The sequence below is a fragment of the Nocardia alba NBRC 108234 genome (assembly GCF_001612665.1).
Lineage (GTDB): Bacteria > Actinomycetota > Actinomycetes > Mycobacteriales > Mycobacteriaceae > Nocardia > Nocardia alba.
This window is the reverse complement of record NZ_BDAX01000001.1, coordinates 239,415-252,779: the sequence shown is the minus strand read 5'-3', so window position 1 is coordinate 252,779 and position 13,365 is coordinate 239,415. Positions and strand designations below refer to the sequence as shown.

Below are 13,365 nucleotides of genomic sequence, written 5' to 3'. Positions count from 1 at the left end.
CTGCGCTGCGCGTGACCGTATTACGCTGTGTGTGAACGTATTACGCTGTGTGACCTGGATCGGGATCGCCCTCATGTTGGGGCGATCCCGATCTCGATCAGGCGCTCATCACGCCACGGACGCGGCGTCGTCCAATTGAATTCGGTTCTCCGACAGACGATCACCGAGCTGGTTCAGATCGTAGGACTGGCGTGCCATCCAGAATCGCAGCACACCGGTGAGCGAGTAGCGGACGAACAGCGCGGCGCCGACAACACTGAGCGCCACCCCGACCAGCGCGAGCGCCAATGCGTCGCGCTGGGCCAGCGGATCGGAGGTGTTGTGCGCCAGGAAGTAGGCCACCACGGCAAGCGCCGGGCCCGCCACCATCGCGGTCGCGCCGAGGCGCAACCACAGACTCCCCCGGCCCGCGGCGGGATCGGGGATCTTCAATTCGGCCAGTTCGCGAGCGAAGCGGTCGGCACGTGTTTCGGTCATCAGTGACTTCCTAGGTAGAGGTTGGCCAGTTCGCGGCGGAGTTCGCCGTCGGCGGGCCCCTGGTATTCGATGCGGCCGCGCACCAGCACGGCCGCGTGGTCGGCGATGTCGAGGACGGCGGCGGCGAACTGCTCGACGACCAGCACCGCCACGCCTTGGCGGGCGATCTCACCGACCTGTTCGTAGAGCCGCTCGACCACCAGCGGGGCCAAGCCCATGGACAGTTCGTCGAGCAGCAGCACGGCGGGGTCGGTGGCCAATCCCCGGGCGAGCGCGAGCATCTGCTGTTCGCCACCCGACATCGTGCCCGCGATCTGATCGGCGCGTTGGGCCAGAATCGGGAATCGGCTGAACGCCACCTCCTCGATCTCGGCATGGGTCTTGCCGGTGAACGTCATCATGAGCAGGTTGTCGCGGACCGACAGGTTGGGGAACACGCCACGGCCCTCGGGGATCAGGCAGACCCCGGCGGCCGCCAGATCGCGGGGGTCGGCCCCGGTGACGTCTCGGCCACCGAGGACCAGTCGGCCCGCGGTGACCGCACGCACCCCGGCCGCGACCCGCAGGGTGGTGGTCTTACCCGCCCCGTTGGGACCGAGCAGGGCGACCACCTCGCCGGCGCCGACCCGCAGGTCGACACCGTGCAGCACCGCGATCGCGTCGTAGGCCGCGCGGACACCGTGTAATTCCAGTGACGAGGTCATCCTTCTCCCAGGTAGGCGGCGAGTACGGCGGCGTCACGGCGGATCACCTCGGGCGGCCCGGAACTGATGATCGCGCCGAGGTCGAGCACATAGAGCTGGTCGCAGACATTCATGACCAGGCCCATGTCGTGCTCGACGAGCAGTACCGCGACACCGTCGGCGGCCAGCGACCGCAACAGCGCGGCGAACCGCTCGGTTTCGGTGTGGTCGAGGCCGGCCGCCGGCTCGTCGAGCAGGACCACGCTGGGCCGGGCGGCCATCGCCCGGCCCACCTCGACCAGTCGGCCGGTGCCGGTGGGCAGATCGTCGGCGGCGGTGTCGGCGACCTCGTCCAGACCGAGTCGGTCGAGGAGCCCGTCGACGATCCCGGCGGCGTCGCGCCGGTGACGCCCGAGTTCCGCGGCGACGAGCAGATTGTCGCGAACGCTCAAGCGGCCGAACAGTTCCAGCCGCTGAAAGGTCCGCGCCATCCCGTGCCCGGCCCGACGGGCGGGCCCGAGCCGGGTGACGTCGCGGCCGTTCATGGTGACCCGGCCCGTCACCGGTCGCCGCAATCCGCAGATCACGTCGAACAGGGTGCTCTTGCCCGCGCCGTTCGGGCCGATCAGGCCGGTCACCTTGCCCGCCTCGGCGCTCAGCCCGGCCTTGTCCAGGGCGCGGTGACCGCCGAAGGTCACCGTGACCTGCTCAACTTCGAGTAGCGATCCCACGATCGAGCATCTCCTTGTCTGCTGTGGTCCACGCCTGATCGATGCCGAGCCATTCGACGGGCACCTGCGCCGGTGTGGGCGGACGGTGGCGCCGATTCGCCCAGCGCGGCACCACGATGGCCGCGATCAGCGCACCCGCGGTGAACACGTAGCCGTTGATGACATCGCCCAGGCGCAACGCCCACAGCAACGCCAGCCCACCGAGCAGCACCGCCATGACGACCCGATCGCGCAGTGCCGCGGCCCATTCGCGACGGATCTGCGCCAGGGCGCCCTGGCCGAGGAACCCGCCGCTGAAGGCGATACCGCCCAGGGCGGGCAGGACATGGACGAGATTGGTCAGCGCCGGGAACAACACGGGAATCGCGTTGAGCGGGCCCGAATAGACAGCGCCGGTGAACAATCCGCTGCCGACCGCGCCCAGCCCGGCGATGACCACGATCAGGAAGATCGGCAGGCCCGCGACGAAACTGAACTGCTCGGCGGTCACCGACCGCAGCTGCATGCCGTAGAGCGCCCCACCGAGTCCGGCGATCGCCGCCGACAGCGAGAACACCAGCATCTTGGCCGCCAGCAGGTTTCCGCCGAGGGTCGCGTAGGCGGCCTCGCTGTCGCGCAGGGCGATCAACCGTCGGCCGAGCCGACCGCGCCGCAGCATCGCCACCGCGAATCCGGCCAGCCCGAGCACGATCGCCGCGAAAACGGTGATCTGCGCGGTGCTGGTCAGTTGCGTGCCGAACAGGCTGGGGCCGACCAGATCCACCGAGCCCTGGTCGAACAGGGCGATCCGCACCCCGAACACCTCGAACGAGGGCAGGGTGAAGATCCAGCGGTCGAGCACCACCGCGAACGCGGCCGTGCCGAGCGCGAGGTAGACCCCGGACAAACGCAGCGCCGGTAGGGCGATCAGCGCGCCGACGACGCCCGCGATCGCCATGGCGGCGAGCAACGCCCACCACTGCCCGTCGGCGCCCAGATGCGCGTAGGCGACGGCGCCGATCCCGGCGATGCTCAACTGGCACAGCGAGATCTGGCCGGCGAACCCGGCGAGGGGCACGAACGACAACGCGATCACCCCGAAGGCGAAGATCAGGCCGTAGCTGATCAGATCCGCTTCGCTGAGCAGGGTGGCGAGCATGAGCCCGACCACCGCGACGACGACCGCGAACACCGCCGAACCACGCACGCTCGGCAACGGCACCGGGCTCAACCGCCGATCGCGCCCGCGCAGCCGTCCGTGCGGGAACAGCAGCAGCGCGACGAGCAGCAGCAGCGCGGGCGCGGCCAGCCGCAGTCCGGGCAGATACTCGTTCTGTGGCAGATACCCGGTGAGATAGCTCTCCAGGCAGCCGACGACGATCGCACCGAGAAAGGTCATCGGCAGGCTGCGCAGCCGTCCGAAGATCGCCGCACTGTAGGCGCTGATGATCAGCAGAGACAGCTGCGCCGCGTCCAGGGCCACCATCGGCGCGATCAGGATGCCGCCGACGGCCGCCAATTCGATGCCGAGCATCCAGGCCACCCGATTGGCGCGCTGCGGGTCGGCGCCGGTGAGCCCGACCAGTGCCCGATCGTCGACGGTCGCGCGCATCTCCGCACCGGTTCTGGTGCGGTACAGCAGGATTCGCAGAGCGATGGCCACCACGACGGCCACCACCATGGTCAATGCCTGATGCCAGGTGATCGTCACCGAACCCAGGTGCAGCGGTGGTTGGTCGGCGAAGAACCGCGGCAGGGTGCGCGCCACGTCCGGATTCCAGATCCAGCGCGCGGTGAGCATCAGGCCGCTGAGCAACGCCACCGTCATGACGAGTTTCTCGGCGTCGCCCAGGCCCTGGGTCGGCGCCAGCGCCTGCGCGAACGCCAACCCGAACAGTGGCGCGAACACCAGCAACACCAGGGCGACCGCGATCGGCGTCGGCACGCCCCAGCCCACGGTGAACTGCCAGTACACGAAGGCCGAGACCATGCCCGCCGCGCCGTGCGCGAAATTGAAGACACCGGTCGTGGTGAAGGTCAGGACCAGGCCGCTGCCGATGATGGCGTAGATCGCGGCGGTGCTGAGCCCGACGATGCCGAAAGCGATGAACTGCTCCATTATTTGACGTCGCTCATGCTCTTGTTGACGTCGGCCAGCGTCAGCGGGCGACCGTATTCCTTGGTGTAGACGTAGGGCTTCATGTCGCAACGGAACGGACCGGTGTCGGGCTTGAAGTCCGCGTTCGTCCAGCCCTGCGCGGTCGCCTTCATCACGTTGAAGCACTTGGGCGGCACGGTGTGGGTCGACATGTCGGCGGGCGCCTGCAAACCGCCGGCGGTCCACGCTGTTTCCTTACGGGCGGCCTCCACCACGCAGGTGCGGGTGAGGTTGTCGCCGCAGCTCGAGGCCGCCTTCGCGAACAGCAGCCACTGCACCAGCGAACGCAGCCCGTTGTAGGTCAGCTTCCCGTCGGGCGCGTACTGGGCGAACAGATCCTTGGCCCGCTGCACCGCCGGGACGCTGGCCGCCGATTCCAGCGGCACGGTCCCCGACAGGTCGGCGAAGTTGTTCTGCGCGCCCAGCGATGTGCGGGCGAGCTCGAGGAACGCGGGGGTGTAGGCGTTGCTGGTGACGTCGACCCAGTCCAGCTTGTAGTCCATGCTGGTGAGCACGTCCTCGAGCTTGGCGAGGCTGCGGAAGTCGCCGAGGAAGATCAGGCCCTTCACGCCCTTGGCCTTGATGGACTGCGCGTAGGGCGTCCAATCCGAGACGCCCGCGGCCGGATAGAGGTCGTTGTAGATCAGGGTCGCGCCCTCGGCGGGCAGCGACTCCCCGTATCGGTCGGCCATCGACTTCACCACCGGTGAGTCGGCCACGATGATGCCGACAGCGGCCGCCGAGGCCGGGTAGGCCTCCTTGAACAGCCACTGATGCATGCCCGCGTAGGTGTCGTAGGGGCGCGCGGAGGAGGCACCGGATCCCACCTGGAGATCGGAACCGGTGTTCTCGGCCTGACTCACCTGCGACGGGAACTCGGGCAGTGTGCACGTGAGCCGATCCTTGACGCCGAGGGCATCGAGTGCGGCGGAGCCGCCGACCAGCGCGAAGTCCTCGCGGCAGGCTTCCAGCATGCGCGCGCGGACCTCGAGCAGTTTCGCGTCACGGACATTGAAGGCCAGTTTGCGACCGTTGATTCCGCCGTTGTCGTTGCACCAGGACGTGAAGACCTTGGCGGCGTCGACCAATTCGGGGTTCTTGGTGAAACCCATATCGGTGAACACGCCGACTTCGATCTGCCCGGCGGTGACGCCCTGCGTCGGCGCACTCGTCGACTTGCCGGTCTGGCAGACCCCGTTCAGATCACCGAAGTCGCTCGTCACCGCCTTGCCGCCGGGTGCCGCGGCCTCTTCGACCCCGCTGCCGGTGCGGCCGCTACAGCCCGCCACCAGCAACGCGGTCGCCATCAAGGCGATCAGTACTCGCTGCGATCTCACCGATGTCCTCCTGACACAAGCTCGGCGGCCGAGCCCTGTTTCTCATCGAACAAAGCGCCTGTTCTCGGCGCTCTCCATTTCGGAAATCATCTTCTCATCGAAAGAGAATAAAGTTAACCCTTTGAGAAAATATCTGATTCACCACTCTGCAAACACGTGTGGCGCCCAGCGGAAACCGCTGGGCGCCACACTGTTTCGACTACCTCAACAGGCGGGCGAGGTGCCGCCCTGAATCGCCATCAGCGCGCAGTAGGTAGCCGCGGCCACCTTCCACTGGCCGCCCTGACGCACTGCCTGACCGGTCTGGTCGGGCAGTACCGGCGTGCCGTTCATGAGCAGCGAATAGGTGACGTCGGCGTTGTCCGCGTCGATCAGCTTCACCCCACCCACGGTGACCGAGGTGCTCTGGGCCTGCGGGTTGGCCGCTTGCGCCTGCAGCAACGGGGTGAACTCGGCGCCCTTCTCGACCACCGCGACCTTCTTGTCGGCCCCCGCCTTGCCGTCGAAGAACAGCACATAGGCATCGGTGATGGACTTGACCGCCGCCGGGTCGGCTGCCGCGGCCTTGGCCGAGGAGGTGGCCGCCGACGTGGTCGACGAACTACTCGAAGCCTCGTCGTCGGAGCCGCAGCCGGTGACCGTGACGAGGGCGATCGCCACGAGACCACAACAGGCCATTGCCTTGCGGCGCAGTGTATTTCGCATTGGTGGTACCTCTCTTCATGAGCGACGAATCACTCGATCTTCTGTTTCATCTCGTCCAGCGCCATCAGGATCGGAAAGCCGTTCACGCTCAACGCGTTCCCGTGACCGGTCGAGTGCACGTCGAAGACGGACTGAATGGCGGCGTAGAAGCCCTGGACGTCGAGTGTCTGATTGACCGCGCGTTTGGCCTGCCGCAAACCGAACGACGGCATGGCCGCGATCCGGGTGGCCAACGCACGGGTCTGCTCGTCGAGCTCCGCGCGCGGCACCACCTTGTTCACCATGCCGACCTGCTCGGCCTCGGTCGCGGTCACCGCGCGACCGGTGAACAGGATCTCCTTGGCCTTGCGCGCGCCGAGTTCCCAGGTGTGCCCGTGGTATTCGACGCCGCCGATGCCCATCAGCACCACCGGATCGGAGAACAGCGCGTCATCGGCGGCCACGATCAGATCGCACGGCCAGCACAGCAGCAGTCCCCCGGCGATGCACCGCCCCTGAACCGCGGCGATGGACGGCTTGGGCACATTGCGCCAGCGCAGCGAGTACTCGAGGTAGCGGCGGCTCTCGTTCTGGTAGATCCACTCCAGCGTGATGTCCTGCGGCGAAGGCCAGCGATCCTTCAGATCGTGACCGGCCGAGAAGTGCTTGCCCTCGCCGCGCAACACGATCACCGCGACCTCGGGGTCCTGGGCCGCGCGGGTCCACGCGCCGTCGAGTTCGTCGAGCAGGTCCGAGTTCTGGGCGTTGGCCGCCTCGGGCCGATCCAGGGTGATGGTCGCGATCTTGTCGGCGACCTCGTAGCGGATGTACACAGCGAGCTCCTCAGCTCCGAGGGAGACCGAGCACACGCTCGGCGATGATGTTGCGTTGGATTTCGGACGTGCCGCCCGCGATGGTCCCCGCGAAGCTGCGCGCGTAGCGCTCGAACCAACTGCACGAGAAGTTGTCCAGATTCAGCGGATTGAACGGCGCGGTGACGGCCGGGTGCACCAGCCCGTCCGCGCCCGCCGCGAGCAGCGTCTGCTCCGCGGCGCTCTGCACCGCCTCCGAACCGAACACCTTGAGCACCGACAGCGCGGCCACATCCTGATCGCCGCGGGCCGCGCGGGCCAGCGCCGCCGAGCCGAGCAGGCGCAGGGCCTGGTTGTCCATGACCATGGTCGCGTAGGCATCACGCTCGAGCACGGTCTCGGGGCGGAAGTCCTCGATCAGTTCCCGCAGGCGGTCGGCGAAACTCAGCCACAGCAGCGTGCGCTCGTGCCCGAGGGAACCGTTGGCCACGCCCCACCCGCCGTGCAGCGGACCGACCAGGTTCTGCGCCGGCACCACGACGTCCTCGAAGAACACCTCGTTGAAGTCGAGATCGTGCGGACCGCAGATCGACGCGAACGGGCGTCGGGTCACGCCCGGGGTGTCGGTCGGGATCAGCAGCACGCTGATCCCCTTGTGCTTGGGGACGTCGGGGTCGGTGCGGACGAAGGTCAGCAGCACGTCGGCGTCGTGGGCCCCGGAGGTCCAGACCTTCTGGCCGTTGACGACGAAGTGGTCACCGTCGAGCACCGCGCGGGTCCGCAGTCCGGCCAGATCGGACCCGGCGCCCGGTTCGCTCATGCCCAGCGCCGCGGTGATCTCGGCGCGCAGGATCCGCACCGCCCAGTTCTGCTTCTGTTCCTCGGTACCGAAGGACAGCAGCGAGGCGGCGATGATGCCGAGCCCCTGGGGGTTGAAGCTGTGATACATGTGCCGCTTGGACAGCTCCTCGAGGTGCACGTACTGCTGCACGAGCGTCGCGTTGCGGCCGCCGTATTCCGGGGCGTTGCCGGGAAGCAGCCAGCCGCTGTCGAACTGGAGGCGTTGCCATTCGCGAGCCCAGCCGGGAATGTCGGCGCTAGACGCCGCCCGGTCCGCGCCGGCGACCGCCGCGTCGGGCAGGTTCTCGTCCAGGAACGCCACGAATTCGGCCCGGAAGGCCTCGACGTCGGCGTCAAAAGTCAGTTGCACGGTACTCCTCGGCGATCAGCGCCCGATGCGTGTGCGCGCCGCCGAGCAGCAGCTCGCCGGCCTTGGCCCGCTTCAGCGCGAATTGCAGGTCGTTTTCCCAGGTGAAACCCATGCCGCCGAACAACTGCACGCCGTGGCGGAATACCAGGGACTGGCACTCGCCGGACGCGGCCTTCGCCATCGAGGCGGCGATCCGGCGGCGTGGATCATCGGTGGCGATCGTCAGCGCCGCGAAATAGGCCAGCGCCCTGGCCCGTTCGATCGCGATCTGCATGTCGGCGGCCTTGTGTTTGACCGCCTGGAAGGAACCGAGCGCGACGCCGAACTGCTGACGCGTGCGCACGTGCTCGAGCACCAGGTCCAGAATCCGCTGACACGCACCGACTGTGGTCAACGCCAGCCCGGTCAGCGCGAGGTGGCGCGCGCGTTCGGGCACCGAGGCGACGCGCCGGTCGTCGCGCACGCGCACCCCGACGAAGCTCACCTCGGCGAGGTGCAGGACCGGGTCGAAAACCGCTGTGCGCCGGGCGATCACCTCGGCCGCCTCGACGACGAACACCCCGGCATCGGTGACGACCGCGTAGTGCTGCGCGCGGTCACCGTCGAGGACATGGTGCGCGGTGCCGTCGAGCACCCAGTCCGCACCGTCGCGCCGCACCGTGACGCCGGTGAACACGGCCGTTCCCGAGCGCCCACCCTGCGCGAACTCCGGTGCGAGCGGGGCGAACTGGCTCATCGTCGCCAGGTACGGCGTGGGATCGGTCGCCCGGCCCAGCTCCTCGAGCACGATGGCCAGTTCCACCGCATCGCCTGCGTCGACCAATTCGGTCCAGCCCAGCTCGACGTAGGTCTGCCACAGCGGGTCCGGATCGGCGTCCTGGTCGGCGACCGCGCGAATCAGCGTGGGCGGACATTCCTTGGTGAGGACGGCGCGCACAGTTTCCTGCCACAGCCGTTGATCGGAGTCGAACTCCACGAGCATCCGGAGGGCCTCCTTGCCAGCAACCGTCAGTTTCGATACGGAGAATAACATTCTCGTCAGAAGAAAGTAATAGTCTCCAAGATCGCGGACACGCGGGGCTGGTAGCCCTTGGATATGACGTTCTCCGGTACAGTGCATGCATGTTCTGCACACCTGACCGAGGATGGAGGCAACCGTGACCAGCGTCAGCGAAGAGCCCGCGTGGAAACAGCGGGCCGTCGAGCGGTCCATCCGCGGGGCGAAACTGCGCGCCGAACAGCGGGTGCAAAAATTCCTCGACGCGGCGCAGGCGATCATCACCGAGAAGGGCACCACCGACTTCACCGTGCAGGAAGTCGTCGACCGCTCGCGCCAGTCGTTGCGCAGCTTCTACCTGCAGTTCGACGGTAAGCACGAGCTGTTGCTCGCCCTGTTCGAGGACGCGCTGAGCCGGACCGCGGATCAGCTGGCGGCGGCCGCCGAGGGCAAGACCGAGCCGCTGGATCGGCTGCGGGTGACCGTGGAGCTGCTGTTCGAATTATGCAGGCCCGACCCGGTCGCCCAACGGCCCCTGTTCACCGATTTCGCGCCGCAGCTACTGGTCTCGCACCCCGCTCAGGTCAAGGTCGCGCACGCGCCCCTGCTGTCGCTGTTCACCGACCTGATGGAACAGGCCAAGAAGGCGGGTGCGCTGCGCGCCGACCTCAACCCGCACCGCATGGCCGCCGTCGTGATGCAGACGGTCATGTTCACCGCCCAGTCGGCGGGCGGCGCCGACGAGGACAGCGCACACCCCATCACCGCGGGCGAAGTCTGGGACTTCTGCGCGTTCGGGTTCGCCGAATCCTGAACGACCGGGTGGCCGCGGAGGCCACCCGGTATCACCTCAGGGCGCGGCTACCTCGATGACCGTCGCCGAGCCCATGCCACCACCGGCGCACAGCGCCGCGATGCCGAAACCGCCACCACGGCGCCGCAATTCGTGCACCAGGGTGGCGATCATCCTGGCCCCGGTCGCCGCGACCGGATGCCCCAGCGAGCACCCGCTGCCACTGACGTTGACCAGTTCCTGGTCGATGTCGAGCGCCTTGATCGCGGCCAGCGGCACCACCGCGAACGCTTCGTTGATCTCGATCAGACTCACCTGCGACAGCGAGATCCCCGCCCGCGACACCGCTTTCGCGATCGCCTCGATGGGCGCGAGGCCGGTGACGGCGGGGTCGACCGCGACCGACGCCCACGACCGGATGACACCGAGCGCGGGCAGCCCGAGCCGATCGCTGGCGATGGCCAGGGCCGCGGCCCCGTCGTTGGCGCCCGCGGCGTTGCCCGCCGTGATGCTGAAACCCTCGATCTCGGGGTGCAGCACCTTCAACCCGGCCAGCTTCTCGATGGTGGTGTCGCGGCGCGGGTGCTCGTCGACCTCGAACAGGCCGTGCGGGGTCTTGATCGGCACGATCTCGTCGGCGAAGCGCCCCTCGTCGATGGCGGCGATGGCGTTGCGGTGCGAACGCAGCGCCCAGGCGTCCATCTCCGCACGCGAGATACCGGCTTTGACCGCCGCGTTCCAGCCGACGGTGATGGACATGTCCAGATTCGGCGCTTCCGGACGATCGGGATGCGTCGGCGAGGTCCACGGGTCGAGCCATTCGTCCTCGCCGACCCGGAAACGCAGGCGCGGCGCGGTGGAATCGGCGTTCACACCACCGGCGATGATGAGCCGGTCCATGCCCGCGCGGATGCTCGCCGCGGCGGACTGCACCGCCGCCATCCCCGCCGCGCAGTGCCGGTTGGTGGCGAGGCCGGGCACCGTGGTGAGCCCCGAGGTGACCGCGGCGTGCCGGGCCAGCACGCCGCCGCCGTAACGCCCCTCGCCCAGGATGACATCGTCGATCTGATTCGGATCGAGGTCGGCCGCCACCGCGGCGACCACATGATCGGCCAGCGTGAAGCCGTCGGTGTCGCGCAGCGTCCCCTTGCGCGCGGTCCCGATGGGCGTGCGCAGCGCGGAGACGATGACTGCTTCAGGCATGGGTGCCCTCCATTTCGGCGACAAGGGTGCGTCGCAATAGTTTTCCGGTGTCGGTCTTGGGCAGCTCGGTACGGAACACGACGGCGTCGGGCGTCTTCGACGAACGCAGCCGGTCCTTGACCCACTGCTTGACCTGCGCTTCGTCACCGACCCCGACGACCACCGCGACCAGGCGCTGACCCCATTCCGCGTCGGGCACGCCGATCACCGCGGCCTCGGTGATGCCGGGGCATTCGAGCAGCACGTCCTCGATCTCGGCCGGTGCGATGTTCTCCCCGCCCCGGATGATGGTGTCGTCGGCGCGGCCGTCGATGAACAGGTAGCCGGCGGAGTCGAGCCTGCCGAGATCACCGGTGGGGAACCAGCCCTCGGCGTCGAGGGCGCTGCGGCCGCCGTATTCGCCCGAGATCTGATCACCACGGACGAAGACCAATCCGGTCTCGCCGACCGCGACGGGTTCGCCCGCGGCACTGCGGACCTCGAACTCGATGCCGGGCAGCGGACGGCCCACCGAGCCGAGACGATCGCGCACGAGCTCGTCGGCGGAGGCGGCGGCGGCCCGGTGGTCCTCCGGTCCGAGGACCGCTACCGAGGACGCGGTCTCGGTGAGCCCGTAGGCGTTGACGAAACCGGTCTCGGGGAACACCCGCAGTGCGCGATCGAGCACCGGTCGCGGCATGCGCGAGCCGCCGTAGGCCAGCGTCGCCAAGGTCGGGGTGCTCGCGTCGGGTCCGTCGACCGCGGCGACGATGCGCGCCAGCATGGTCGGCACCAGCATCGCCTGGGTGATCTGTTCCCGGCGTACCGTCGCCAGCCACTCGGCGGGGTCGAACGCGGGCAGATAGACCACCCGGCGGCCGGCGTAGAGATTGGAGAGCAGGTTCGTCAGCCCCGCGATGTGATACGGCGGCACCGACACCAAGGTCGCGTCGGTGGTTGCGGCGGCACCGAACTCCACGGTGTTGAGCAGGTAGGCCATCAGGTGCCGGTGGCGCAGCAGCGCGGCCTTGGGCGCGGAGGTGGTGCCGCTGGTGTAGAGGATCACCGCCACCGAGTCCGCGTCCCACGGCGTCGCCACCTCGGGCGCGTCGGGCTGGGCGGGGTCGATTGCCACCAGGGCGTCGAGGTCCTCCGGTCGTAGGACCAGCGCGCCGGGGTGGCGTTCGAGCAGCGCGCTCAGCTGGGCGTCGCCGAGCCGGTAGTTCAGCGGCACGAACGGCACACCGGCCAGCACGGCGCCGAACAGGGCGATCGGATAGGCCAGGTGGTTGGCGCCCAGATACAGCACCGCGGAGTGCTCCTGGAAGCGCGGGGTCGCACGTCGGGCGCGGTCGAGCAGGTCTGCCGCGGTCAGCGAGCGGTCGCCGACCGTGATCACCGATCGGCTCCCGGCCGAGGCGGCCATGTCTAGGATCATGCCAATGTTCATGAGAACATTATTCTCACAGCAAGAGAGTGTTGATTTCAAGAGAGGAAAACAACATGGATATAAGTGGTAGTTCCGCCATCGTGGTCGGCGGTACCGGCGGGCTCGGGGAGGCCACCGTCCGTCGCTTGCACGCCGCGGGGGCGAAGGTGGTCGTCGCCGATGTCGCCGACGACAAGGGCAAGGAGCTGGCGGCCGAACTCGGCATCCGCTACGTGCACACCGACGCCACCAGCGAGGAGTCCGTTCAGGCCGCCATCGACGAAGCGCAATCCCTGGGCCCGTTGCGGATTTCGGTCGATACGCACGGCGGCCCCGCCAGCGGCGGACGACTGGTCGGCAAAGACGGCAGCCCGCTCGCGCTCGACGGCTTCCGCACCACGATCGAGTTCTACCTGACCGCTGTGTTCAATGTGCTGCGGCTCTCGGCCGCCGCGATCGCCAAGCAGGAACCGCTCGACGAAGGCAGTCGCGGCGTCATCGTCAACACCGCCTCGATCGCGGCCTACGAGGGCCAGATCGGCCAGCTCCCCTACGCCGCGGCCAAAGGCGGCGTGGTCGGCATGACCTTGGTCGCGGCCCGCGACCTGTCCCCGCTCGGCATCCGTGTCGTCACGATCGCACCCGGCACGTTCAACACCCCCGCCTACGGCAAGGCCGCCGATCGCTTGGAGGCCCACTGGAGCACACAGGTCCCCCACCCGAAGCGGATGGGGCAGTCGCCGGAGTACGCGCAGCTGGCGCAGTCCATCATCGAGAACGACTACCTCAACGGCGAGGTGATCCGCCTCGACGGCGCACTGCGCTTCCCGCCGAAGTGACCACGGTCGGCACGCATTGACGCACGCGACGGTCGATGCGACGACCACCGAGGG

Annotated in this window: 13 protein-coding genes; 2 read left to right on the top strand and 11 right to left on the bottom strand. The window is 68.4% G+C overall.

What is annotated here, in order from left to right; all coding sequences use genetic code 11:
• Nucleotides 1-108: 108 nt before the first annotated feature.
• The 9 genes from NA12_RS01195 to NA12_RS01155 form a co-directional block, all read right to left on the bottom strand.
• On the bottom strand, nt 109-477 hold the full coding sequence (locus NA12_RS01195) for a hypothetical protein (RefSeq protein ID WP_067444923.1): 369 nt from the start codon (nt 475-477) through the stop codon (nt 109-111).
• Entirely contained in the window at nt 477-1,181 is a 705-nt protein-coding gene (locus tag NA12_RS01190) for an ABC transporter ATP-binding protein (protein ID WP_067444921.1), read from the bottom strand. Before NA12_RS01190 ends, NA12_RS01195 begins: the two co-directional genes overlap by 1 nt.
• A complete protein-coding gene (locus NA12_RS01185) occupies nt 1,178-1,891 on the bottom strand; it encodes an ABC transporter ATP-binding protein (RefSeq protein WP_067444920.1) in 714 nt (237 codons plus the stop codon). Before NA12_RS01185 ends, NA12_RS01190 begins: the two co-directional genes overlap by 4 nt.
• Nucleotides 1,869-3,989, bottom strand: a complete 2,121-nt coding sequence (locus tag NA12_RS01180) for a branched-chain amino acid ABC transporter permease (protein WP_067444916.1) — start codon at nt 3,987-3,989, stop codon at nt 1,869-1,871. The genes NA12_RS01185 and NA12_RS01180 overlap by 23 nt, the downstream gene beginning before the upstream one ends.
• On the bottom strand, nt 3,989-5,335 hold the full coding sequence (locus tag NA12_RS01175) for an ABC transporter substrate-binding protein (protein WP_067444914.1): 1,347 nt from the start codon (nt 5,333-5,335) through the stop codon (nt 3,989-3,991). Before NA12_RS01175 ends, NA12_RS01180 begins: the two co-directional genes overlap by 1 nt.
• 234 nt (nt 5,336-5,569) lie before the next feature.
• Nucleotides 5,570-6,070: an MTB12 C-terminal domain-containing protein gene (locus NA12_RS01170; protein ID WP_067444912.1), complete on the bottom strand. Its 501-nt coding sequence runs from the start codon at nt 6,068-6,070 to the stop codon at nt 5,570-5,572.
• 29 nt (nt 6,071-6,099) lie between these two features.
• Entirely contained in the window at nt 6,100-6,882 is a 783-nt protein-coding gene (locus tag NA12_RS01165; RefSeq protein WP_067444910.1) for an enoyl-CoA hydratase, read from the bottom strand.
• Between the two features lie 10 nt (nt 6,883-6,892).
• Entirely contained in the window at nt 6,893-8,071 is a 1,179-nt protein-coding gene (locus tag NA12_RS01160; RefSeq protein ID WP_067444907.1) for an acyl-CoA dehydrogenase family protein, read from the bottom strand.
• Nucleotides 8,055-9,053: an acyl-CoA dehydrogenase family protein gene (locus tag NA12_RS01155; protein ID WP_067445231.1), complete on the bottom strand. Its 999-nt coding sequence runs from the start codon at nt 9,051-9,053 to the stop codon at nt 8,055-8,057. Before NA12_RS01155 ends, NA12_RS01160 begins: the two co-directional genes overlap by 17 nt.
• Nucleotides 9,054-9,228: 175 nt before the next feature.
• On the opposite strand from NA12_RS01155, the gene NA12_RS01150 reads away from it, so the two are divergent.
• Nucleotides 9,229-9,882 (top strand): TetR/AcrR family transcriptional regulator, encoded by a 654-nt coding sequence (locus tag NA12_RS01150; RefSeq protein ID WP_174551036.1) that lies wholly within the window; start codon nt 9,229-9,231, stop codon nt 9,880-9,882.
• A gap of 36 nt (nt 9,883-9,918) precedes the next feature.
• Here NA12_RS01150 and NA12_RS01145 read toward each other — a convergent pair whose 3' ends face one another.
• Both NA12_RS01145 and NA12_RS01140 read right to left on the bottom strand, forming a co-directional pair.
• Entirely contained in the window at nt 9,919-11,064 is a 1,146-nt protein-coding gene (locus NA12_RS01145) for a thiolase family protein (protein WP_067444900.1), read from the bottom strand.
• Entirely contained in the window at nt 11,057-12,493 is a 1,437-nt protein-coding gene (locus NA12_RS01140) for a class I adenylate-forming enzyme family protein (RefSeq protein ID WP_067444897.1), read from the bottom strand. The genes NA12_RS01145 and NA12_RS01140 overlap by 8 nt, the downstream gene beginning before the upstream one ends.
• 53 nt (nt 12,494-12,546) lie before the next feature.
• On the opposite strand from NA12_RS01140, the gene NA12_RS01135 reads away from it, so the two are divergent.
• Nucleotides 12,547-13,311, top strand: a complete 765-nt coding sequence (locus tag NA12_RS01135) for an SDR family NAD(P)-dependent oxidoreductase (RefSeq protein ID WP_067444894.1) — start codon at nt 12,547-12,549, stop codon at nt 13,309-13,311.
• Nucleotides 13,312-13,365 lie beyond the last annotated feature (54 nt).

Bases quoted from the DNA above. Each gene is read 5' to 3' on its own strand.
- NA12_RS01135 (WP_067444894.1), top strand. From the start codon at position 12,547: ATGGATATAAGTGGTAGTTCCGCCATCGTGGTCGGCGGTACCGGCGGG.
- NA12_RS01155 (WP_067445231.1), bottom strand. From the start codon at position 9,053: ATGCTCGTGGAGTTCGACTCCGATCAACGGCTGTGGCAGGAAACTGTG.
- NA12_RS01175 (WP_067444914.1), bottom strand. From the start codon at position 5,335: ATGGCGACCGCGTTGCTGGTGGCGGGCTGTAGCGGCCGCACCGGCAGC.
- NA12_RS01190 (WP_067444921.1), bottom strand. From the start codon at position 1,181: ATGACCTCGTCACTGGAATTACACGGTGTCCGCGCGGCCTACGACGCG.
- NA12_RS01145 (WP_067444900.1), bottom strand. From the start codon at position 11,064: ATGCCTGAAGCAGTCATCGTCTCCGCGCTGCGCACGCCCATCGGGACC.
- NA12_RS01140 (WP_067444897.1), bottom strand. From the start codon at position 12,493: ATGAACATTGGCATGATCCTAGACATGGCCGCCTCGGCCGGGAGCCGA.
- NA12_RS01170 (WP_067444912.1), bottom strand. From the start codon at position 6,070: ATGCGAAATACACTGCGCCGCAAGGCAATGGCCTGTTGTGGTCTCGTG.
- NA12_RS01180 (WP_067444916.1), bottom strand. From the start codon at position 3,989: ATGGAGCAGTTCATCGCTTTCGGCATCGTCGGGCTCAGCACCGCCGCG.
- NA12_RS01195 (WP_067444923.1), bottom strand. From the start codon at position 477: ATGACCGAAACACGTGCCGACCGCTTCGCTCGCGAACTGGCCGAATTG.